Genomic DNA, 22045 nt, shown 5'->3' with positions numbered 1-22045 from the left:
CACACGGTCCTTCACATGTAAGCCGACAGCGAAGCTCGGGTGAGGCAGTAGCCGAGCCGGACTCGCGCCGCCGCTCGACCACCCTGACGATGGGAGCGAACCATGGTCCGCCTTCCCCTAATTGAGAGAAGGGGCAAGACGGACCTTGGCGAGAGCGCGGTGTGATTACAGCTGGTGTTCGAAGAACGTAACCCGATTAAACGTCCAGTTGTTCGGTGCGGCATACCAGCTGCCGGTCGGGCCGTCGAACTTGCTACTGGTGTTGGTGCTCCACGTGTACATGCGCACGCTGCCGTCGTTGTAGCCGTACAAGGCACCGAGGTCGTCGCGGCCGTCGCCGTTGTAGTCGCCAGTGACGAGTTTGACGTTCTCGCGCCACATGCTGCCAGCGGGGGCGGTCCAGGCCTCGTAGCCGGTTGAGAAGGATCCGGTCGGTGCGCTGGGCCAAACGAAGACGGCGTCGTGGCCATCGGCGTAGTCATACCAGGCGGCGACGTCGTCGCGACCATCGCCGTTGAAGTCACCAGCATGCAGAGTGGTGCGGTTGAAGTCACCCCAGGTGGTGCTGGACCAGGACGACGACTCCGCGAAAGTGCCGGCGGCGGTGGAAGCAAACGTCCACAGCTTCTCGCTGCCGTCGGCATAGCCGTACATGACACCGAGGTCGTCGCGGCCGTCTGCGTTGAAGTCGCCAGCCACGGTCTTGGTGCGGGACTTCTCCCAACCGGTGAAGCGGTTCCACGAGGTCACAGGACGGTTGAACGCGCCCTGGACGGTGCTGGTGAAGGTGAAGATAGTGTCGGACTTGTCGTAGTAGTCGTACCAGACGGCGATGTCGTCGCGCCCGTCACCGTTGAAGTCCCCACTGTGCGGCGTCATGCGGGCGAACGTCCAATGGCCGGAGGGGACCTGCCAGGACTTGACCGGGGCGGCGAACGTACTGTCACCCTTCCCGATCCAGGTGATCAGTGCCACGCCACCGTCGCTGTACCCGTACATCGCGGCGAGATCACCGATGCCATCGCCGTTGTAGTCGCCGGTCACGCGCTTCATGTTCTCGGCGTAGTAGTTGCCAGCGGCGACTGACCAGGCGCTGCGGGGCGCCTGGAAGGTGCCATCGGAGTTGGCCGTGAAGGTATGGACCGCGTCACTCCCGTCGGCGTAGTCGTACCAGTTGGCCATATCACCTCGGCCGTCGGCGCTGTAATCGTGACGGGTGCCACTGCCGCTGGACCACAAAGACTGGTTCTTCTCGTTGTATACGACCAGGTCACCCGCATCCTGGAGCAGGGCGTACCCCGCAGCGGAGTTAGCCGCCCCTGTCGACCACAGACGACTGTTGTCGGGGGCGTATCCGGCGATGTTGCCGTTGGCCTCGACGCGGGCAATGGCGCCGGGTATACCACCGGTCGTGGTCCAGAGCTTCTTGTTGGTCTTGGTGGAGAGAATGCTCAGGTTGCCATCGGCACCCATGACAAGCTTGGTCGACTGGACGACCACTGTCTGGCCGGCTGTCAGTTGGGTGCCGGCGACCAGGCGACTACCGCCCACGACGCCGTCGATTATGAACTGCGTTCCGAATCCGGTCAGCGAGAAGGGTGTGCCCATACCTGGCCAACCGACCATGCTGTCATCGGTCTTCCGGGCCCAAAGATCCAAGATGCCGTCGCTGTCGAAATCTCCCGACGTTCCCACCTGGGGGTACTGGGACTTCGGGACGCCCGCGCCGATCTTCACACGGTCGGTACCCCAGGTCGCGAAGTTGAGCGCTTTGGTCGCGGGGTCACTGCTGCCGTAGGAGCGGTACAGGTCTCCGGAGGCGTCTTCGCGCAAGAGGAGGTCGGGGAGCTCGTCGCCATTGATGTCTCCGGTGGAGATGATGGTGAACTTGTCCCAGTGGGAACCGCCCACGAGGGTCGGCCGGCCCTTCGTGCCGTTCAGTCTGCTGCTGCGGTTGCCCTGGTAGAACCACAACTGGTTGTGCTGCTTGACGAGAATGTCCGGTTTGAAATCGGCGTTGTAATCACCGGTCTGGATCTGCTCGGCGTCCTTCCAATGGTTGTTGCCCTTCCAGTCGGGCTCGTCCGCCGGGACGCCGCACCGGGTTGCTTCGTCTACCTCGGGACACTTGACCGTGAGCGTGTAAGGGCTTGAGGTGTCGAGGATGCCTTCGCCTCTGTTGGCGTAGACCTGAAGGTCCTTCCTCCCTTCGTTGTTCGGGTTGGTCACGAGAGCCACCAGGTCGTTGTACCCGTCTTCTCCCCAGTCGCCGGCGAAGGCGACCTGCCGGTCGGGAAAGGTGACGTGTCCAAGGGTGCCGTTGACCGTCGAGAAGTGGCGATTGCCAGCACCTGCGTACGCAAGGAGGACGCCGTTGCTGTTGGGGCTCCAGATGTCCTTGTAGTCGTCGCCGTTCAAGTCGCCGAGACTGTCTCTCATCACGCTGCCTGCCGCGTAGTAGAGATAGGTGGCCGTGTCGGAGCGGTTGCCGGCTCCGTCGACGCTGTAGGCGTAGATGAGGTGCGGACCGGCCGAGGTGATGTCGACCAGACCGGAATGGACACCGTTGGCAAACTGAGCTTCATGGAGATCGGGGTGGGTGTCGGTCCACCAGTAGATCTTCTGGACGTCCTGAACGCCGTTGGGGTCGAAGGTGAACGTTGCCGTCTCCCGTGCCGGGCCCGTCTCCTTGGGGCGCCCTGCATCTCCCGACGGGTAGATAGGCTTTCCGTCGCTGCCGGTGGGCGAGATGATCTGCGGAGCGTTCTGGGGGCGGGTGCGGTCGATGGTGAAGGCGCAGGGCGCGTCCTTCCAGCCGGAAGACGCTCCGTCGGCGTCAACGGCCTTGACTCGCCAGGAGTAACTGACACCGTCACCGCCGGGTGTCAAGGCGGCGGGTACGACAACCGTCGCGTAGCGGTCCTTGAGCGCAGGAATGTTCTGCGCGAGGACACGAGTGCTGGCGGTGCCCTTCTTCTCGTAGAGCTCGAAGACAGCAGTGAGGTTGCCGGCGTCCTTGTCTCGGACCTTGGCGTACAGGCTCACCGTGGTGTTGCCGATCATTGCCCCGCTGCTGCACTGAGAAGCCGGGCTGGTGCCCAAGCCGCTGGGCAGTTCGGGCAGGTGGTTGTAGACGGTCTCGAGGACTGCCGTCTTGGGATCGAACTTCTTCCAGCCGTAGGTGTCGCTCTCGTCCGCAGCCCTCATCCCCAGAGTCATGCTCTCCTTGCCGTCCCCGGCTGCGGTGCGCATCCAGCTGGTGGCGTCGAACTCAAGGTTGCCGGCCCCGCACTGCGACGACCACCCCTTGGATGCGTTGACCTCGCTCATCGGCGTGTTGGGCACCGGTGCGGGCTGGTTCGTCCAGTTGGTCTTGGAAGTGATGGGCCCGCTGAGGAAGAGCTGCACCTTGCGGGGTTCACATGACCACGACCAGGTGTTCTTGATCCGGAAGGTCGCCGACTTGATCTGCGCCCCCTTCAGACCGCTGGTGTCGACCTGGAAGAAGGACCGGGACAGTCCGTTGGTCTCGTTCTCGTACCCCACACGGACGACGTCCTTGGCGTTCCAGTAGGAGTTCTGCGGGTACTTCTTATAGACGCGGGTCCAGTTCCACTTCTGGCGGTCGCCATACCCCCAGCTGGGGTCGATGTACACCGGGTAGGTGGTCTCCGCTCCCGTCAACAGCTGCTGGTCGGGGGTGATCGTCAGAGAGTCGGCGGTCAGCTCAGTGGGCATCTGGGCGTCCTTCGCCCCAGCGCCCGGCTCGAACACCTCATCCCCGTCGGCCTCGCTGGCGCTCCCGACAGTCGTCGTAGTCGTCGTCCGCCTGGCGGTCGCCCCTGAGGACCCACTCGACGTGGACGTCGAGTCCCACATCATCGGAGCGGTGCTGGAGAAGACGATCTGTCCGGCCGGGTCCTTGGCCGTCAGGCTCTCAGTTTCCGTGTCCTTGTGGACGCTCAGGCCCACTGTGTCAAGGCCGAACTGCAGCTTGGCAAGCTCAGGGTTCTTCGCGGCCTCTGCGGACTTGACCACGAACAGCTGCGAGAAGCCTTCGACCTCGGCCTTGAGCTGGAGATCGACACCAGGCAGGATCTCGGCGTACGTCGCGATGTTGCCGGCCAGGACGGGCTTGGGCAGCGCCGCCGGCCAAGTCAGCGAAAGCGTGCGGCCGTCCATTGCGCCGGAAATCAGTGGCATGGAGCCACCACCGGAGAACTTCACCGCGACGCTAGTCGCCTTAGCGACAACGGAACCGTCCTCGGCGAACGCCAGGCTCGGATCTGCGTCAACCCACCACCCATCGCGCCACAGACGCACCGGTGTCCCGTACTCCTGCACCTTGAACCCGCCCTCTGGCTGCGCCCAGGTGTCCGACATCTCGGTTCGGGCGGAGACCAGCTCGTACGGTGCTCCGGTCGCTGCCGCTTGCTGAAGTGCGTAGTCCTCCTCGCTCAACGCCCCAGTGGCGACTGGATCGAGCACCGCGCTCGGAGCCCACGACGGGGCGGGGGCGGCGGCCGTTCCGGAAGCGAGCAGCCCACCAGTCAATAGTCCTGGAGCAAGCCACGCCCCCCACCTCGATCTGACAAACAATGATTTCTTTATGGACACGATCTACGCCTCCCCATATCAGTGTCCGGAAAGTCTCTCGCCGACTCTACCGCGAGAAACACGGCGCCCCCGAGGGTCCTCGTACCGCAGAATCAACACTGCGGCGATCGTGCGGCCCGTGAGGTCAAGGCGACTGCCAGCGCGACGAGTTGCGGTCTTGGGAGGGTCTTCGTCACCTACCACCCAGGGGTTAGCGAAACTCACATGCACATCAAAGGAATTCCGTTGCTACTGTGTCGCGGATTTACTTTTCCAGAGGGGTGGGACGTGAGACGCTTCCGAATACGGAGATGGGCTGCGGCGTTGGCCGCAACAATGACAGTCGGCCTGACGCCGCCCACGGCCACAGCCGTAGGCGCCGCAGAGTCTTCTTCGCTGAGGACATCGCTGCCGAGTCTGAAGCAACCGAAGCCAGTACCAGTCGCACCGCTGCGAACCGGTGGTACTCGCAACCGTCAAGATGACGCGGCCGCCACAGCAGTGACGCGCGCGGCGTGGCCGGCCCCCGCAGCGCAGACCGTCGCGGTCACCGACACCCAGCCCGCGCTTCGCAGCCGTGCTGCACTCGGTGCCGGACTGCCGGTCACCGTGACGGCCGTCACCGAGAAGGGGAGGAACGCTCGGGCGGTGACACGGGCGAGGATCTCGGTCGAACCGCGTGCTGCGGCCGAGAAGGCCGGCGTGGACGGCATCCTGGTGTCCGTCAGTAGAGCAGACGGCGTGCGGGCCGGGGGGCAGGTCCGCGTCAGCGTCGACTACTCGAGCTTCAAGGACGCCTACGGCGGCGACTGGGCGGCGCGACTGCGCCTGGTCCAGCTCCCGGCCTGTGCTCTGACGACACCGGACAAGGCGGCCTGCCGCGTCGCCAAGACGCTGGCGACCACGAACGACACGAAGAGCCAGGAGCTGACGGCTGTCGCACCGGTGCCTGCCAGCTCGAGCTCTGGCGCGCTCGCGCCGAGTGCGATGTCCGTACTCGCCGCGGCCTCGAGCGAAGGCGGCCCGACCGGCACCTTCAAGGCCACGTCCCTCGAGGCATCCGGCGCTTGGAACGCCGGCGGCGCCACCGGCGCGTTCACATGGAGTTACCCGGTGAAGACGCCGCAAGTTCCGGGCGGACTCAGTCCCAGCGTCACGCTCTCGTACAACTCACAGTCGGTCGACGGCCGCATGGCCGCCACCAACAACCAGGCGGGCTGGATCGGCGACGGCTGGTCGTACGAGCCGGGCTACATCGAGCGTCGCTACAAGTCCTGCGAAGACGACAAGACCGGTGGGACCAATACCACCCAGGTCGGCGACCAGTGCTGGTACACCGACAACGCAACGCTGTCTCTCGGCGGCAAGACCACCGAGCTCGTCTACGACTCAGCCAAGGGCTGGCGCCCCGTCTCCGACGGCGGCGAGAAGATCGAGAAACTGACCGGAGCGACCAACGGCGACCTCGGCATCGCAGGTGCCAAGGGCGAGGGCGGCACCGGCGAGTACTGGAAGATCACCACGCTCGACGGCACCCAGTACTTCTTTGGACGCAACCGGCTCCCCGGCTGGGCCAGCGGCAACCCGGAGACCAACTCCACCCTGAATGCGCCGATCTTCGGCAACCACTCCGGCGAACCTTGTTACAACGCCTCCTTCGCTGCCGCGTGGTGCCAGCAGGCGTGGCGCTGGAATCTCGACTACGTCGTCGACCCGCGCGGCAACGCCATGGCCTACTTCTGGAAGAAGGAAAGGAACAACTACGGCCGCAACGTCAACGCAACCACGGGAACGTCCACCAAAACACCCTACGACCGCGGGGGCTACCTCGAGCGCATCGAGCACGGCCTGCGCGACCCCGCTCCGTACGGGGCGAAAGCCATGGCAAGGGTGCTGTTCACGTCCGTCGACCGATGCGATGCAGGAAACACCTGCCCCTTCGACGCTACGAACGCCCCTAAGTGGCCTGACACCCCTTTCGACCTGTACTGCGCGGACAGCGCTACGACCTGCAAGGACCAGACATCACCCAGCTTCTGGTCCAAGGTGCGACTGCAGAACATCAAGACGCAGGTCCTCACCGGCGGCACCTACGCGGACGTCGACAGCTGGGACCTGACCCAGTCGTTCCCACCGTCCGGAGACGGCATCTCGCGGCCCATGTGGCTGGCCGGAATCTGGCGCAAGGCTACGGACGGCACGACCACCGTCGACATCCCCACCGTCACCTTCTCCGGCCAGCAGAAGGCCAACCGCGTCGACAAGCTCGGTGACGGCCTGGCACCGTTCATCCGGCTGCGCATGTCACAGATCACCACCGAGACCGGCGGCACCATCGGTGTCTTCTATCACGACCCTGACTGCACAGCGTCGACCCTGCCCCCGCTGGACGCCACCAACGGAACCCGCTGTTACCCCGTCAAGTGGGAAGCGGAGGGAACCAGTCCCACGCAGGACTGGTTCAACACCTACCCCGTCAGCAAGGTGGTGGAGGGGGACAACCTCGTAGACACTCCAGACGCCGTCACCGAATACAGCTACGTCGGCGACGCAGAGTGGGCGAAGAGCGAGGACGAGTTCACCAAGGCCGAGTACCGCCAGTACTCCGAGCCGCGCGGCTACTACCTTGTCCAAACCCGGAAGGGCGCCGGCCTGGACCCGCGCACCCTGACCGAGACTCGCTACTTCCGCGGCATGGACGGCGCCCAGGTGAAGAACACCGCCGACGTCTCCGTAACAGACCGCAAACAGTTCTCCGGCACACCCCGTGAACAGGTCACGTACAACGGCGACGGCGGAGCGTTCGTCAGCTCGACCTCGTACACTCCGTGGTCCTCGGACGCCACAGCAACTCGCAGTCGATCAGGCCTTCCCGACCTCAACGCCTTCATGACCGGCACCGAGGCCGAGGAGACTCGCACGGCGGTCACCGGCGGCAAACGGTCCACCAAGAGCATCCGCACCTTCGACGAGTACGGGCTGCCCAAGACCGTCTCCGATCTCGGCGACACCGCCAAGACCGGCGATGAAAAGTGCACCACCCTCACCTACGCCCGCACCGGCACCACGACGATCCTGGACAAGGTCGCACGCGCCGAGACCGTCGCTGTCGCCTGCGGGGCAGCGGTGTCCAGGCCCGGTGACATCGTCGACGACGTCCGCACGTACTACGACAGCAAGGCTCTCGGTGAGGCACCGGCCAAGGGCCTGGTGACCAAGACCGACCGCGTCAACGGCGCGGGCAACGACTACGAGGACATATCCTCCACGCCCAGCGACTGCGGATCGGATGGCAAGCAGCTCTGCTACGACGACTACGGCCGCCAGCTCGCCACAGCCGACGCGTACGGCGAGGTGACGCGCACCGCCTTCACGGGGACGGCGGGCGAAGTACCGACCGGCATGACCGTCACCAACCCGCTCCTGCACACGGTCACCACGGCCCTTGAACCGCGGCGCGGCCAGCCGACCAAGATCACCGATGCCAATGGCAAGGTGAAGACCATGGTCTACGACCCGCTCGGTCGTCTCACCAAGGCCTGGCTGCCGTCACGCCCGCAGGCCTCGAACCCGACCTCCCCGAACTTCCAGTTCGACTATCTGGTCCGCAACAACGGGCCGGTCATCACCACTACCAAGACGCTCAGCCACGACAACAGGTACCAAACCACCTACACCTTCCAAGACGGCCTCCTCCGTGCCCTGCAGACCCAGCGGGAATCCCCGGACCGCGCCGGCCGACTCGTCACCGAGTTCTTCTACAATTCGCGTGGCGAGACCGTCCGAGACTCCGGCACCTATTTCGCCGACGGCGCTCCTGAGCAGGTTGCTGTCACCGGCCAGGCCACCATGTACCCGTCGTCGACGGAAACGCTCTACGACGGCGCCGGCCGAGCCGTCGCGGTGATCGCGAAGAAGTACACGACCGAGACCAAGCGCACCACCACCACGTACTCCGGCGACACGACCACGGTCGTTCCCCCGGCCGGTGGGACCGCGACCACTACGGTCGTGGACGCCCTGGGCCGCAGGGTCGAGGTCAAGGAGTACACAGACACGGCTCGCAGCACGTCGCAGTCGCTGACCTACGCCTACGACAAGCACGGCCGCGTCAAGAAGATCACCGATGCCTCCGGCGCCGCGTGGACCTACGGGTACGACGTCCGTGGCCGCCAGACGGACGTGACGGACCCTGACAAGGGCTCTACGCACACGGACTTCGACAAGGGCGATCGCGCCATCGACGTGATCGATGCGCGTCAGATCAAGCTCCACACCGACTACGACAAGCTCGGCAGACCCACGGCTCGCAAGAAGGGGACGACTCTTCTCGCCGACTGGACGTATGACGCCCTGAACGCCAAGGGACTGCCGGCGAAATCGACGCGGTACGACGAGAAGGGCAATGCCTGGGTCACGGAGACCAGTCATTACGACGGTCTCGATCTCCCGACCGTGACGAAGGTGACGGTGCCGGCCTCCGAGACGGGGCTCGCGGGGACGTACGAGTGGTACACCACGTACAACCCGAACACGGGCCAGGTCGCCGACGTCGAGCAGCCGGCGATGGCGGACCTTCCGTACGAGATGGTCAGCAACGGTTACACCGCCGTTACCGGTCTGCCCGACAGCGTCACCACGGACGACCACACGCTGATCTCGCAGACCAGGTACGACCACTACGGCCGTCCGACGCGCATCGAGTACAGCGAGTTCGGCCGTCACCTGGTGAAGACCTCCGAGTACGACGAACACACGGGAAATCTGACCCACTCCTACACCGACCGGGACACGGCCCCTCAGCGCATCGAGGACACCGCATATACCTATGATCCGGCGGGCAACATCACCCGGATCGCGACCGCCTACGGCCAGGACGCGGCCCGCACGACCGACACGCAGTGCTTCCAGACCGACGCCCTGCGCCGGATCACCGAGGCGTGGACCAACACGGGCACCGAATGCGCCGCGACTCCGTCGGAGAGCGTGGTCGGTGGTCCGGACGCCTACTGGACCAGCTACACCTACGACGCCGTCGGCAACCGTAAGACGGAGGTCCAGCACAAGACAACGACGGGCCCGACGGCCGACATCACCCGCACGTACACGGCACCGGACACTGGCAAGCACAACCTGCCTTCGGTGACGCAGACGGGTCCAGGTGAGCGTACGGACACGTACACGTACGACGAGGCCGGCAACACTGAGACCCGGAAGATCGGCACCGCGGATCTGGAGAGCTTCGCCTGGGACGACGAGGGCCACCTCAAGTCCACCACCAAGGTCACCGACACCACCAGCTACCTTTACGACACAAGTGGTGCGCGCCTGGTGCGCCGGGACTCGACGGGAACGACGCTCTACCTCCCTGGCGGCAACGAGCTGCACCGCGACAAGGACAACAAGGTCACGGGCACTCGCTACTACGGCAACTACGCCATGCTGAAGGGCGGCAAGCTCACCTTCCTCCTGACAGACCACCACGGCACGAGCACGACCCAGATTACTCACGACGCCCCGCAGACCGTCACGCGCCGCAAGACCACCATCTTCGGGGCTCCCCGCGGCAACCAGCCCACTGACTGGCTCGGCGACAAGAGCTTCGTCGGCGGCACCAACGACGCCGACACGAACCTGACCCATATCGGCGCCCGCGAATACGACCCGATCACGGGCCGCTTCATCAGCGTCGACCCCCTCCTGGAACTCGACAAGCTGCAGACCCTGTCCGGCTACAGCTACGCCGCCAACAACCCCGTCTGCTTCTCCGACCCGACGGGTCTCGGTCTCGACGACGGCACCGGCCACACGGAGCGAACGGACGGGAAGGCGGGTCAGGGAGACGGGAAACAGTGGTGGCAGCGAGATAGCGGCGAACTGAATGAGACTACCGTCGCAGCTGTCACCGACCCTGCAAACGAAACCGAGCGCTTCATCACCGAAGCGGCCAAGAAACATCTGGGCACCGGTGACGGCTATGCGAAATGGCGGCTGGTCTACCAGCGCTACATAAACACTTGGCCCGGAGAATCCGCGACCGCACAGGAACTGATGGCGGCTGCCGCAGCCTCCTGCATCGGCCCCAACGCTGCGGAATGCCCTCCAGCTTTGGTCAGTTTGTTCTGGGACATTTCACAGTACCGTGACCTCGTTGTCATCCCTGATGAATACGGGGCGTACGAAGGTGCCCCGCGCGCTCCAGGAGGCGAGGGAGTCCGAGGGCAGTCGAGAGGCTGCACCAAGTGCTTCTTGGCTGGCACCGACGTCAAGATGGCCGACGGATCCACCAAGGACATCGAAAAAATCGAGGTCGGCGACCGGGTTCTCGCGACCGATCCCTACACCGGAAAGACCGAGGGGCGCACAGTCACTCAGCTCATCGTCACGGAGGACGATAAGAAGTTCAACGACCTGACAATCCTCACGCCGCACGGTCGCGAAAATCTCACGGCTACGCACGAGCACCCTTTCTGGGCCGCTTCCGAGCACCGCTGGATCGAGGCAGGGAACCTGCAGGCAGGGATGACTCTGCGCACCGAAAGTGGCTCTCTGGTCACCGTCACCGGAAATCGCCCCTTCTCAAAGCCAGCTCGCACCTACAACCTTACGGTTGACGGTCTGCACACGTACTATGTGCTGGCGGGCGCCACTCCGGTCCTCGTTCACAACAGCAACTGTGGAATTGGTCGGGAGCTGATCGGTGACGAGAGGTCGGATCACATCCTTGATGGTCACAGGTACCCGGGGGCGGCGGGTAAGGACGCTTTCCCGAAGGGATGGTCCGATGACCAGATTCTGGATGCTGTTGCTGACGTGGTGACGAGTCCAAATAGCCAAAGGACCTGGTACAAGGGATCTGCTGTGCATGCCGAGAGGACCCTGAAGACCAGGAAGGGCGAACCTGCGGTTCAGAATGTGATCGGGACCGTGGGAGGGGTGAGAATTCTGGTGCGTTACGAGCCTCTCACTGGAAAGGTGCTCACAGCGTTCCCACACTGAGGAAATAGTTCAATCGATCCGGGTGTGGCATCTTCGATGATTGGAGGATCATGGAGAGAGATGCGAGTCTGATGGAAATGTTGCATCGTCTGGATGATCCCGAATGGCCAGAAGCGCCGGCTGACTACAATGCAGCCGATGCTGCAGCTTCATTCAGTGGTCTGGCTGTGCAGGTAGGTTCTCGCTTCTCGACGCCTTGTGAAATCGATCGAGACATCCAGGACTCCGCTCAGTACGGACGAATCGAAGTCCCGGGGGAAGCCACAGTTTGCGGGACGAGGATCGTTGTCCTGGTGAGCAAGTTCAAGCCATTGGCAATGGTGGCGGCCGATAACCCTGGCGCCTTCTTGGGTACTGATGAAGCACGCGCTGAAGGCGAGCTCGACGCGAGTGACCTTGAGAAGGTAGAGCAAGTTCTTGCTGGATCGGGGTACGTCACGATTCCGGAAGAACTTCTCACAAGTCGCTATGACGGATCCACTCTCCTGCGTTTCCACGGTTCTGGGGAGCCGAGTTGGTGGGACCGATTCTTCGGTTCTTTCTGATGGGTCTCAAGTATCGGGTTCCATAATGTTGGCGCTCATGGGCCGCATGGGATTCGATATCCGATTCGACCTAGCCGCGCCATGAGAAGGAGCATGCAGTGGCAAAGATCAGCCCCGCCGAGCTGCGCTTGGCGGGGCTGATCTGGTGTTTGACGGCAGTAGTTGACGGCAACGTCAGCGGACGCCAGCGGCGCAGGGTGGCGGTTCATCGCCGTCGGAGCGCGCCGTCTCGGTCGTCTAAGGGCTGCAGAGCGCAATGCCGAGGGTGTTGATGGCGTCTCGCTGGAGGCGTAGTCGGACGTGGGCGTAGACGGTGGCGGTGACGCCGATGTGGGCGTGGCCGAGGAGTTCCTTGATCACGACGAGTTCGACGCCTTGTTCCAGGAGGAGAGTGGCGGTCGAGTGGCGGAGGTCGTGGAAGCGGATGCGGCGGAGGCTGGCCTTGCGGAGGAGCGTGGTGAAGGCGCGGGTGAGGTTGGTCGGGTCGATCGATCCGCCCTGCGCAGTGGTGAACACATGCCCGCTGTCCTGCCACGCGGTGCCTGCTGCCTTGCACTCACGCTGCTGCTGTTCGTGGTGGAGCTTCAGCGACTGGACGCAGCGGGCGGGGAGGGCGATGCGGCGTTCGGAAGCCCGGGTCTTGGTGGGCAGCGTGGTGAGCCCGCTTGCGGTGGTGCGCTGCAAGGTTCGGCGGATTGCGGCGGTGCCCGCGTCGAGGTCGAGGTCTTCCCAGCGCAGGCCGAGGAGTTCGCCCTTGCGGAGTCCAGTGTGGAGGGCGAGTTCGAACAGGGCGTGCAGCCGGTGTCCACGCACTGCGGTAAGGAACTGGCGGGCTTCGTCGGCGGTGAGGGGTTCGAAGCGTCGGGGCCGTGGGGTGCCGGTGCGGACGTTGCGGGCGACGTTGCGCGGGATCTCTTCCTCGCGGACGGCGTGCTCCAGGGCGGACTTGAGCACGGAGTGGATGTACGTCAGCGTCAGCGGAGAGAGCAGCTTGCGGCAGCACTGGCCAGCGGCGCAGCAGCGGGGCCTATCACGCCCCGTATCGATGCCGCGCGCGCAGCACTGGCACGCGGTGCGGAGCTGGTTGAGCCAGGTGCGGACGTCCTTGGCGGAGAGTTTGGCCAGCTTCTTCTTGCCCAGGCCGGGGACGAGGTACCGGTCGACGCAGGCGCTATAGCGGGTGTGGGTGGTTTCGCGCAGGTGGTGGACGGCGACGTTCTCCAGCCAGTACGTCAGGTACGCGGCCAGGCTGCCTTGCGCGGAGGGGACGGGGAGGCCGCGGTTGCTGGCGGCGGTCTTCTCGGTGAGTTTGGCCAGGGCCGATTTGCGGGTGGTGCCGTAGACGCGGATGCGTTTGCGGGTGTTGCCGGGGGCGAGGACGTATCCGGCGGCTTCCCAGCGGCCGTCCTTGCGCTGGTAGACGGTTCCGTCGCCGTTGGCCCGGGTGCGGCGGGAGGCGGGGTTGTCGCGGGGCGTGGTCATCAGGCGGCTTCCTGGTCGAGGCGGGTGCGGATGAAGTCGGCCAGCTCGTGGGCGGGGATGCGGCGGGCGCGGCCGAGGGTGATCGAGGCGAGCTGGCGGGTGCGGAGCAGGTCGTAGACGGCGGAGCGGCCGAGCTGGAGGCGGGCCATGACCTGCGGCACCGTCAGCAACTCCTCCGGGGTGATCGGCCCGTCGTGGGACATTGCGGGCCGGTGGGCGGTCATCAGCAGCCCCCTTCGGCGATGAACCGGCGTTCCAGTTCCTTGCGGTGCCAGACGGCGGCGGCGAGCAGCGAGGCGCCGGGACTGTAGCCGCTGCCGAGGTAGGCCCAGTGGCCGACGACGAGGGTGGTGTCCGAGTCGGAGACGGGCAGGCCGGCGTGGGCGTGGGCCTATTCGGTGCGCCAGGTGCGGCGGGCTTCGCGGAGCGCGCCGAGGGTGGTGGAGTAGCTGCGGGACTTGGTGGAAAAGTGGCCCCGGAAGCCGAGCATGTGCGCCCACTTCCAGAGCTTCAGGTGGGCGAACTCCGGCAGCCTGCCGAGCTCCCAGCAGGTGCGGATCATCTGCCGCACGTGTCGGGCGACGCCGAGGCGGGGCAGGGGCCGGGCCGTCCGGTGCCGTCGCAGGCGGTGCACGGGAGCGGGGTTCCGTGGGGCAGGAGGGTGGCGCCTCGCCCCTGGCAGGGGCGGCAGAACAGGGCGCGGTCGAGGGTGCCGGAGGCGTCGGCGGACTTGGTGGCGGACTTCGCCACGTAGGCGGCCACGGCCTGATCGGTGAACTCGGCGTCAGCACCGAAGGCGGCGATCTCGCGTACGTCGAGCTGTGCGCCCCAGGCGAGTTCGCGTTCCCCGACCGCATCCGAGGTGACAGTGATCCGGACCCGTGCGGCGGCGGCGCGTACGGCGTCGGTGAGCACGACGACGGTGGCATACGGCGGCGGAGGCTGACCGGTGCCGTCCGGGCCGTCGAGGCGGATCACGGCGTGGAAGTGGACCAGGCCGCGCTGCTGGTATTCGGCGACCTTGGCGAAGGAGACCCGCAGGACCGCGTGGGCGGCTTTCTGGGTCATGCCGAGCCCGGCGGCGAGCTCGCGGCGCAGGTAGGTGGAGAAGCGGGCCCACAAGGCTCCGGCATGGGTGTTGAACAGGACCGCGCCCGCGTAGTCGTACGTCGCCGGATGCAGGGGCGTGCCGAGCAGGACGGCCGTGGGTTCGTGGAGCTTGCGGCAGCGGCAGAGCCGGATGCCGCCGCCGGGCGTGGTGGGGCGGTTGTGGACAGGGCCGAAGGACGGCGGGGTGAGAGTGACGAAGACGCGAGGTAGGCGCGGACGGTATCGGGCACGGTCTTGCCACCAGACAGGCCGAAGCGGATGAGGTGGTAGGTGTCCGCGGCGTAGAGGCGGGAGCAGGCCGGGCAGCGAGAGGCGCGGCGGTTGCCGCACGCGGTGAGCAGACTGCCCGCAGGTTCGTCGGAGGAGGTGTAGGAGCGCAGCACCTCACCGGTCGTGGTGTCGGCGGTGGCGGTGTGGCCGGTCAGGCGCACGGGTTCAGTGCAGCCGCCGAGGCGTTCGATCTGCTGGCGTGTGCGGTCGAAGTCGGGGTGGTTGACGAGGTGGAGCAGGTCCCGCACGGCGGGGCTTGCCACGTGGCGCAGGTCCAGGGTGACCATTCGGGGCGTGTCCCTTCTGTCGGGGGATCCGCAGACCTCGCTGACCTCGACTGTTACCGCCCGGGCAGAGCTGAGATCGTTCGATGCGGCAGCACCGCCAGATGCGCCACGCGGTCGTACCCGCCTGTCCGCGTTCAGGGCGACGGCCGGGACGTGGTCTCGCAGGCCGGGGCGGTGCTGATGGTGGTCGACCACGGGCCCGCCGGGTCGGGTTGAACCGGTCGCGGGCCTGCTGCGGCCAGGGAATGCAGGCAGCAACACCGTCGCCCGACCACGTCGAAGCTACCTGCCTGGCCCTGTCCGAACTGCCGAAGACGTACCGGCGCGGCCGCGAGACCCTGATCTGCACCGACTCCGGCGGTGGCACCCACGAGTTCCTGAACCGGCTCGCCGCCCGCGGATGCTGGCTGGCTACTCGGTTGGCATGACCATCACCGAAGCCATCCACCAGGCCGTAGGGTCTGGTGCCGGCTTCGGCGTGGACGCCAGCTGTCGAACCGGACGGCTTGGTCCGCGACGGCGCATGGGTCGCCGAGCTCGCGGGCGACGTCCTCAAGGGCTGGCCGAGGGTATGCGGCTGATCGCGTGCAAGGAACGGCCGCATCCCGGTGCGCAGTTGCGCTTCACCGGCGCGGACGGGATGCGTCTGACCTGCTTCGCCACGAACACCGCGAACACGCCGATCGCCAGGCTGGAGCTGCGGCACCGGCAGCGGGCCCGGGCCGAGGAACGCATCCGTGCGGCCCGTGACACCGGCCTACGCAGTCTCCCGCTCCACCACGCAGCGCAGAACCGAATCTGGCTGGAGATCATTTAGATGGCATTGGACCTGCCTGCCTGGATGCCGATACTCGCCCTGGTAGGCGATGCCAGCCGCTGGGAGCCCAAGTGCCTGCGGCTGCGGCTGTTCTCCACTGCCGCCCAGCTCATCACGACCGGCCGTGTCAGCTCCCTCCGCCTCGCCCGTCACTGGCCCCGGACGCTCCTGATCACCGACGCGTTGACCGCCTGCAGCCCCTACCGAAACCCGGTTGAGCAGCAACAGCACCCCTATCCCGATGATCGCTCCCGTCCCGGAGCAGTGAACATCGCGCCCGCCCGACGCGATAGCCGGGCTACCAGCCTGCCACCACTCGCTCCAACCCGCAGATACGGCCTGTCGGAAGAACCGACGGTTCATCACGGACGATCGAGGCTAGTGCGGCGTATGGCGGGTGCTGCTCGTTGACAAGGAGGTCTTCATCCCAAGCGCTTCATCGCCGGACGGCATCGAGGCGCGTCACTAGGGAACAGCGCTCAGCGCGAGCAGCCGGCGGAGCCAGCGGGTGCGGGTGGCTCGGGCGTCGGTGGTGAGGGCGGCATGGCGGGCCAGGCCGTCGAAGCCGTGGCAGGCGCCCGGGACGACGTGGAGTTCGGCCTGGCCGCCGGACTGCCAGATGAGGTTCGCGTACGCCACGCCCTCGTCGCGGAACATCTCCGCCGAGCCGACCTCCACATACGCCGGAGGCAGCCCCGACAGGTCCGTGGCGCGAGCCGGAGCCGCGTACGGCGGCAGCTCGGCGGACCCATGGAGATCACCCAGATACGCCCGCCAGACCGTCGCGTGTGACGTCAGGTCCCAGACGTCCACGCCCGACATCTGGCGCGCCGAGTACGTCTCCAGGCTGTCGTCCAGCATCGGGGAGAGGAACAGCTGGCCGAGCACGGCCGGGCCGCCGCGGTCCCTCGCGAGCAGGGCGAGCGCCGCGGCGAGCCCGCCGCCCGCGCTCTTGCCGCCGATGACGATGCGGCCCGGGTCCACGTCCAGTTCGGAGGCGTGCCCCGCCGCCCAGACCAGCCCCTCGTACGCGTCCTCCAGCGCGGCCGGGTACGGCGCCTCCGGCGCCAGGCGGTACTCGACCGAGAGGACGGCCATGCCCAGCGGCTCCGCCCATTCGCGCAGCACCGTCGGCAGCACCGACCACGCGTTGCCCATGACCATCGCGCCGCCGTGCAGGTAGTAGAGCAGTGGCAGCGGCCCGCCGCGCCCGGCCGGCCGCGCGCTCACCAGCGTCACGTCCCCCGCCCGCAGCTCCTCCACCTGGAAGCGGCCGTCCGCCCGCAGCTCCTCGGCCGTCGGCCGCGGGCGCGCGGCGGCGTCCCGCGCCCGCCGCTCGGCCAGGTTCTCCGGGGTGACCGGCTCACGCCGGTCCGCGCCCAAGGCGGCGATGGCGGCGGCCACTTCGGGATCGAACGGCGTCGGCCCGTTCGTCGGCCCATTCGTCCGTCCGGTCGTCGGACCGTTCGTCAGCCCGCTCGTCGGTCCGTACTTCGTGCCACTCATCGGCCCGCCCACCGCGCGCGCACCGCGTGGACGACGGCCGTACCCGTCGCCGCGATCCCCGTGGCGCCGAGGACGAGCAGCGAGGGGTTGACCCAGGCCGGGACGATCTCCTCGCCGTTGCAGACGAGGCTGACGGGCAGGGCGCCGGAGGAGTCGGGTGTGACCTTCGCCCCCGCGTTGAACCAGCACGCGTCCTCGGGGAAGAGGAACGGCAGGTACGAAAGGCCGTACACGTGGACGGCCCCTCCCGCGAGGAAGGCCAGCACGGCGACGGCGACGGCCACCCTGGCGGGCGAGGGCCGGCTCCAGGACCCTCGTCCCGGCCGGTCGGCTCCACGGCCCCGTAACCACCCGACGACCGTGGCCCCCGCCCAGGCCGCGAGGGCCACGACGAGGACCACCATCCCGAAGAGCGCCGCCACGACCGTCAGCGCCCGAGGCGGCCCTCGGCGGCGGCGCTCACGAAGGCCGTGAAGGCCGCCGGGGAGGCGAGGAAAACGGGGCCTGCGGGGTTCTTGGAGTCGCGGACGGCGATGTGGGCGGCGAGGTCGGCGACTTCGATGCAGTCGCCGCCATTGGGGCCGCTGAAGGATGACTTACGCCAGGCGGCGGAGCCGAGGGGCGCGCATTCGATGCACTCGCCGCCGGTGTCGCTGCTGTACGACGACTTACGCCATCGCGTGTTGGTCCCCATAACGTTCCTCCATCACCCGGGCGATCAGTCGGGCTGAGTCCTCCACGGAGAGGCTGGCAGCCTGAATGTGATCGTAACGGAGCGAGCCCTCCCGGAAAGCGGCCGGATCGGCCGTCATATGTCCTCGGACGAAGTCCTCGGTGTAGACGAGGTCTGGGTTGTCCTCGAAGCGCAGCAGAGTGAACGAACCTGGCATGCCCGCGTGAGCGCCCGAGGTGAACGGCAAGATCTGGATCTTCACCCACTCTCGCTCCTGCATACGCAACAGGTGGGCCAGTTGGGCTCGCATGATCTCGCGCCCACCCACCTCCTGGTGCAGTACTGCCTCGCTCATCACCACCCAGATCAAGGGCGGCGTGTCCCGGTCCAAGATGCGCTGGCGTTCCATGCGGGCCGCCACCTTGGCGTCGAGGTCCACTCCCTCGTTCCGAGCGCCCAGGATTTCGCGGGCGTACTCCGGCGTCTGGAGCAGGCCATAGATGACCTGAGCCTGGAAGGTCGAGATGTACGTCGCCTTCGCTTCCATCTCGGCGTACGGCTGGAACCAGTTCGGCAGCTGGCTCTTCAGCACCAGCCCCACCAGCCGCGAGAACAGCCCTCCCGTCAGCAGCGCCGCGTCGACCCGTTCCGAGAACTCCCGCGTCGGGACCTTCCGCGCCGTCTCGATCTGGCCCACCAGCGAGCCCGTGCAGAAGAGAATCGCACCCAACTGGTCCTGGTTGAGTTTTGCCTCCTCCCTCAACCGGCGTAATTCGGAGCCGTAGTAGTCCAGCGGCGAGGCGCTGGGATCGAGGTTGCGGATGTTGGCCACGGCGAGGTCACCCCCCAAGCTGACGCGTGCGTGCGTTGCTTCCAGTCCGTAGCCGAGCGTAACGGGAGCGCTCCATTCTGGTGACGTGAATCACGCAACAGACCTCTGCCCTGCGGAAGTTACCGACAGCTACCGGATGGGCTTCACCGTCGGTGAGCACTCCGCCGGTCACATGCGTCGCATCCTCCGCATGTTCCTCACGCGTTGGCGGCTCGACCGCCTGGCCGATTCCGCCGCCCTCGCGCTGACCGAGCTCGTCGCCAACGTCGTCCGGCACGTGCCCGGCCGCCGCTGCACCGTCCTCATCCTCCGGGAGCCGTTCGGGCTGCGCGTGGAGGTCTCGGACGCGGTTCCGGGTCCGGTGATCGCCAAGGCGGCGGATCCGCTTGCGGAGGCGGGGCGAGGGCTCGTCCTCGTGGAGGCGGTGACGGACCGGTGGGGGTGCACGGAGACGGCCCTCGGGAAGACGGTGTGGTTCGAGTGCGACGCCCAGGCGGTGCCGGGTCAGCCGTGCGAGGAGTCCGCCTCCACCTTCTCCGGGCCGCAGCCGATGCGTTCCGCCTCGGCCGCCACGTACGCGGGCAGCAGCTCGCGCGTGAGCCGGGTCGCGTCGTCGTAGAGGGGGCGGTCCTGCTCCACCATGAACAGCACGCGCCCGGTCTGGCACTCCGCCTGGTACACCGCCCGGGTCGCGTTCACCCTTCCGTACCCCTTGGTGCCCTTGACTCCCGTTCCGCCGCGGAGCACGTCCTTCCCGAACACCTCGGTCAGCCCGCGGTCGACCACCGTCGTCAGCCGCATCGTGGGCCCCAGACTCCGGTAACCCGCCTCGCACACGCGCGCCGGGCCGCCGTCGCCGCTCGACCTGGACCACGTCAGTGCCTCGCGGGTGCCGGTCGGCGTCTTCAGCCCCTTGAGCCCGCAGAAGGAGGTGGCCGAGACGGGGCCGCGCTTGGGGAGGGCGGGCAGGCGGTCGGGGGTGCGGTAGGCGCCGGAGCAGCCGAAGTCGCGCATGACGCCGTTGGCGGCGGCGACGACCGCGCGGGTGAGGGCGGCGCGGTCCTCGTCCTCGTACTCCCACTCGACCTCGAGCGCCGCCCCGATCGAGACGTCGACCACGGTCGCCGCCTCGTTCTCCCCCACCGCGCCGGTGCAGCTCTCCGGCAGGGCCAGCCAGGCCCGTTCGGCCGAGGTCATGCCGGGCAGGCCCTCGCCGAGCGGGACCATCCTGGACGTGAGGAACTCCCCGGGCCAGCGGTGCGCGTCAGTGCCGTAGAGGCCGTCGAGGCGGTGGACGGCGACGTTCAGCCGGCGCCTGAGCATGTCGTCCTTGTAGCTGGTGACACGGCACTCGCCGTAGTTCATGCCCCGGACGTCGCGGTGGTCGCTCTCCAGGGCCTGCTCCTCGACCTTGGTCTCGCGGTCGCCGAACAGGGCCTTCATCGTTTCCTCGTCGAAGGAGTCCCAGCAGGGAGCGTGGCCGCTCACCAGCGGCAGCGTGTCGGTGCGCCAGGCGACGGTCCCGGCGCCGAGCAGGGCGCCGACGACGGCGGCGACGGTCGCGGTACGGGCGGTACGGCTCCGCAGCAGACGCCGCAGGCGGGAGGACGGGGCGGCGGCGGGAGTCTCGCCCGTGGCGTCGGTCTGCGCCGTCTTGTTCGCCGTCTCCTTCGCCGTCTCGTTCGCGTTCGCGTTCTCGTTCTCGTTCGCGTTCTCGTTCGCGTTCTCGTTCGCGTTCTCGTTCTCGTTCTCGTTCTCGTTCTCAGTCATCGTGCCTCTCCCCCGGTCGCGCATCCGATGCGCTTGCTCACGGACGTGACGAAGTTCCGGAACACCCGCTTGTCGTCCGGCTGTCCGTGTCCCTGCAGGCCGGGCCGCACGTCTCCGTAGAAGACCGTCTCCCGCCCGTCGCACGTGGCGCGCACCAGCCCCTTGTCGGCGCCCTCGGGCAGGCCCGCGAAGAGCGCCGCCAGGCGCGGCTCGCCGGCCATCACGAACTGGGCGGCGGGCTCGTCGGGAAGCCGGCGGGCGCTGAACCACGCCGAGCAGGTCTGGAGCCGGTCCCCGACCGTGCCCACCTGCTGCTCGTAGTGGGCGCTCCTGTCGTACGTGAAGGTCACGCCCGGTATCCGGCACAAGGGCGTATCAGCGGGGGAGCTCCGCTCCGCGACCCTCACCATCGGGGAGGTGAGGCGCATCGCTTCCTCCGGCGCGCAACCCGCCTTCTCCATCAGCAGGTTGGCGGCGTCGACGAGCAGGCGACCGACGGCCGACCGCGGTCCCATGGTCAAGCCCTCGCTCCGGACCGTCACCGTCACCGGCCTGCCGTCCGCGCCGTCCGCGCCGCACGCGGCGGGCAGGACGAGCATGCCCCGGTCGCCCGCGACGAGCCCCGGGAGGCCGTCGGGCAGCGGGGACGCGGAGCCGTGGAGGTACTCGGAGATCCAGCGGCGGCGTTCCTCGGCTCCGGCGGGGACGGCCCCGTACTCCAGCGTGACCGTGCTCTCGTCGTCTCCGCCGCCGTCCCCGTCGTCGGGCGCGACCACTTCCACCGTGCAGGTGGCGTACGGCCGGCCGGCGGCGGGCGGTGCGGACTCGGTGGCCCACCGCTCGGAACCGGCCTCGGCGAGCACCTCCCCGCCCAGGAAGTCCGCGCCGCTGTTCTCCTGCCAGGCGCCCCAGCAGTAGTCGTCCCGGAACGGCCCGGTGTCCGTGGCCCACAGTCCGATGCCCACGCCCGAGAAGATCATCGCGCCCGCGATCACGGTGACGAGCACTCCTCGCCGCCGTTTCCGCCTCTCGTCGTCCACGCCGTTCCCCCCTGCGAAGCGTCCACATCGAAGCAAACGCACCGATGCTACGGCTCCAGGGGCTCCGGGTGGGACGCCGGGCGGGCCATGGGGCACGATGGGCGCCCACACGTCGTAC

At 67.2% G+C, this 22045-nt stretch carries 12 protein-coding genes and 2 pseudogenes; 4 read left to right on the top strand and 10 right to left on the bottom strand.

Annotated elements, in window-relative coordinates:
• Positions 1–165: 165 nt before the first annotated feature.
• On the bottom strand, positions 166–4461 hold the full coding sequence (locus tag ACFY8W_RS14110) for an FG-GAP-like repeat-containing protein (RefSeq protein WP_391104449.1): 4296 nt from the start codon (positions 4459–4461) through the stop codon (positions 166–168).
• An 837-nt stretch (positions 4462–5298) separates the two neighbouring features.
• Here ACFY8W_RS14110 and ACFY8W_RS14105 point away from each other — a divergent pair.
• A complete protein-coding gene (locus tag ACFY8W_RS14105) occupies positions 5299–11595 on the top strand; it encodes a polymorphic toxin-type HINT domain-containing protein (protein WP_391104446.1) in 6297 nt (2098 codons plus the stop codon).
• A gap of 71 nt (positions 11596–11666) precedes the next feature.
• Positions 11667–12140, top strand: a complete 474-nt coding sequence (locus ACFY8W_RS14100) for a hypothetical protein (RefSeq protein WP_391104444.1) — start codon at positions 11667–11669, stop codon at positions 12138–12140.
• Between the two features lie 237 nt (positions 12141–12377).
• Here ACFY8W_RS14100 and ACFY8W_RS14095 read toward each other — a convergent pair whose 3' ends face one another.
• From ACFY8W_RS14095 to ACFY8W_RS14085, 3 genes and pseudogenes are all read right to left on the bottom strand, one after another.
• On the bottom strand, positions 12378–13622 hold the full coding sequence (locus tag ACFY8W_RS14095; protein ID WP_391104442.1) for a tyrosine-type recombinase/integrase: 1245 nt from the start codon (positions 13620–13622) through the stop codon (positions 12378–12380).
• Positions 13622–13846: a helix-turn-helix domain-containing protein gene (locus ACFY8W_RS14090; RefSeq protein WP_391104439.1), complete on the bottom strand. Its 225-nt coding sequence runs from the start codon at positions 13844–13846 to the stop codon at positions 13622–13624. Before ACFY8W_RS14090 ends, ACFY8W_RS14095 begins: the two co-directional genes overlap by 1 nt.
• A pseudogene (locus ACFY8W_RS14085) lies at positions 13846–15289 on the bottom strand (replication initiator). The gene ACFY8W_RS14090 and the pseudogene ACFY8W_RS14085 overlap by 1 nt, the downstream one beginning before the upstream one ends.
• 186 nt (positions 15290–15475) lie before the next feature.
• Here ACFY8W_RS14085 and ACFY8W_RS14080 point away from each other — a divergent pair.
• Positions 15476–16324, top strand: a pseudogene (locus ACFY8W_RS14080) (transposase); the annotation flags it as partial.
• Between the two features lie 247 nt (positions 16325–16571).
• Here ACFY8W_RS14080 and ACFY8W_RS14075 read toward each other — a convergent pair.
• The 4 genes from ACFY8W_RS14075 to ACFY8W_RS14060 form a co-directional block, all read right to left on the bottom strand.
• Positions 16572–17510, bottom strand: coding sequence for an alpha/beta hydrolase fold domain-containing protein (locus ACFY8W_RS14075; protein ID WP_391104437.1), 939 nt, complete (start codon positions 17508–17510; stop codon positions 16572–16574).
• A 98-nt stretch (positions 17511–17608) separates the two neighbouring features.
• A complete protein-coding gene (locus ACFY8W_RS14070; protein WP_391104434.1) occupies positions 17609–18034 on the bottom strand; it encodes a hypothetical protein in 426 nt (141 codons plus the stop codon).
• A gap of 5 nt (positions 18035–18039) precedes the next feature.
• On the bottom strand, positions 18040–18306 hold the full coding sequence (locus tag ACFY8W_RS14065; protein WP_391104431.1) for a DUF397 domain-containing protein: 267 nt from the start codon (positions 18304–18306) through the stop codon (positions 18040–18042).
• On the bottom strand, positions 18281–19117 hold the full coding sequence (locus ACFY8W_RS14060; protein WP_391104428.1) for a Scr1 family TA system antitoxin-like transcriptional regulator: 837 nt from the start codon (positions 19115–19117) through the stop codon (positions 18281–18283). Before ACFY8W_RS14060 ends, ACFY8W_RS14065 begins: the two co-directional genes overlap by 26 nt.
• A gap of 190 nt (positions 19118–19307) precedes the next feature.
• Between ACFY8W_RS14060 and ACFY8W_RS14055 the strand changes: the two genes are divergently transcribed.
• A complete protein-coding gene (locus tag ACFY8W_RS14055) occupies positions 19308–19736 on the top strand; it encodes an ATP-binding protein (protein WP_391104425.1) in 429 nt (142 codons plus the stop codon).
• On the opposite strand, the gene ACFY8W_RS14050 is transcribed toward ACFY8W_RS14055, so the two are convergent.
• Both ACFY8W_RS14050 and ACFY8W_RS14045 read right to left on the bottom strand, forming a co-directional pair.
• The gene (locus ACFY8W_RS14050; protein ID WP_391104422.1) at positions 19622–20887 is read right to left on the bottom strand and encodes a hypothetical protein; all 1266 of its coding nucleotides are present in this window, start codon (positions 20885–20887) and stop codon (positions 19622–19624) included. The two genes, ACFY8W_RS14055 and ACFY8W_RS14050, sit on opposite strands and share 115 nt — an antisense overlap.
• Entirely contained in the window at positions 20884–21927 is a 1044-nt protein-coding gene (locus ACFY8W_RS14045) for a hypothetical protein (RefSeq protein WP_391104419.1), read from the bottom strand. The genes ACFY8W_RS14050 and ACFY8W_RS14045 overlap by 4 nt, the downstream gene beginning before the upstream one ends.
• Positions 21928–22045 lie beyond the last annotated feature (118 nt).

The sequence above is a fragment of the Streptomyces sp. NPDC012637 genome (assembly GCF_042954805.1).
Lineage (GTDB): Bacteria > Actinomycetota > Actinomycetes > Streptomycetales > Streptomycetaceae > Streptomyces.
Note: the sequence above shows the minus strand (reverse complement) of the source record. Positions and strands in the feature narration are given on the sequence as shown.

What these genes read in the sequence shown, in the direction of transcription:
- ACFY8W_RS14100 (WP_391104444.1), top strand. Translation starts at nt 11,667, where the DNA reads ATGGAAATGTTGCATCGTCTGGATGATCCCGAATGGCCAGAAGCGCCG.
- ACFY8W_RS14095 (WP_391104442.1), bottom strand. Translation starts at nt 13,622, where the DNA reads ATGACCACGCCCCGCGACAACCCCGCCTCCCGCCGCACCCGGGCCAAC.
- ACFY8W_RS14090 (WP_391104439.1), bottom strand. Translation starts at nt 13,846, where the DNA reads ATGACCGCCCACCGGCCCGCAATGTCCCACGACGGGCCGATCACCCCG.
- ACFY8W_RS14065 (WP_391104431.1), bottom strand. Translation starts at nt 18,306, where the DNA reads ATGGGGACCAACACGCGATGGCGTAAGTCGTCGTACAGCAGCGACACC.
- ACFY8W_RS14055 (WP_391104425.1), top strand. Translation starts at nt 19,308, where the DNA reads ATGTTCCTCACGCGTTGGCGGCTCGACCGCCTGGCCGATTCCGCCGCC.
- ACFY8W_RS14050 (WP_391104422.1), bottom strand. Translation starts at nt 20,887, where the DNA reads ATGACTGAGAACGAGAACGAGAACGAGAACGAGAACGCGAACGAGAAC.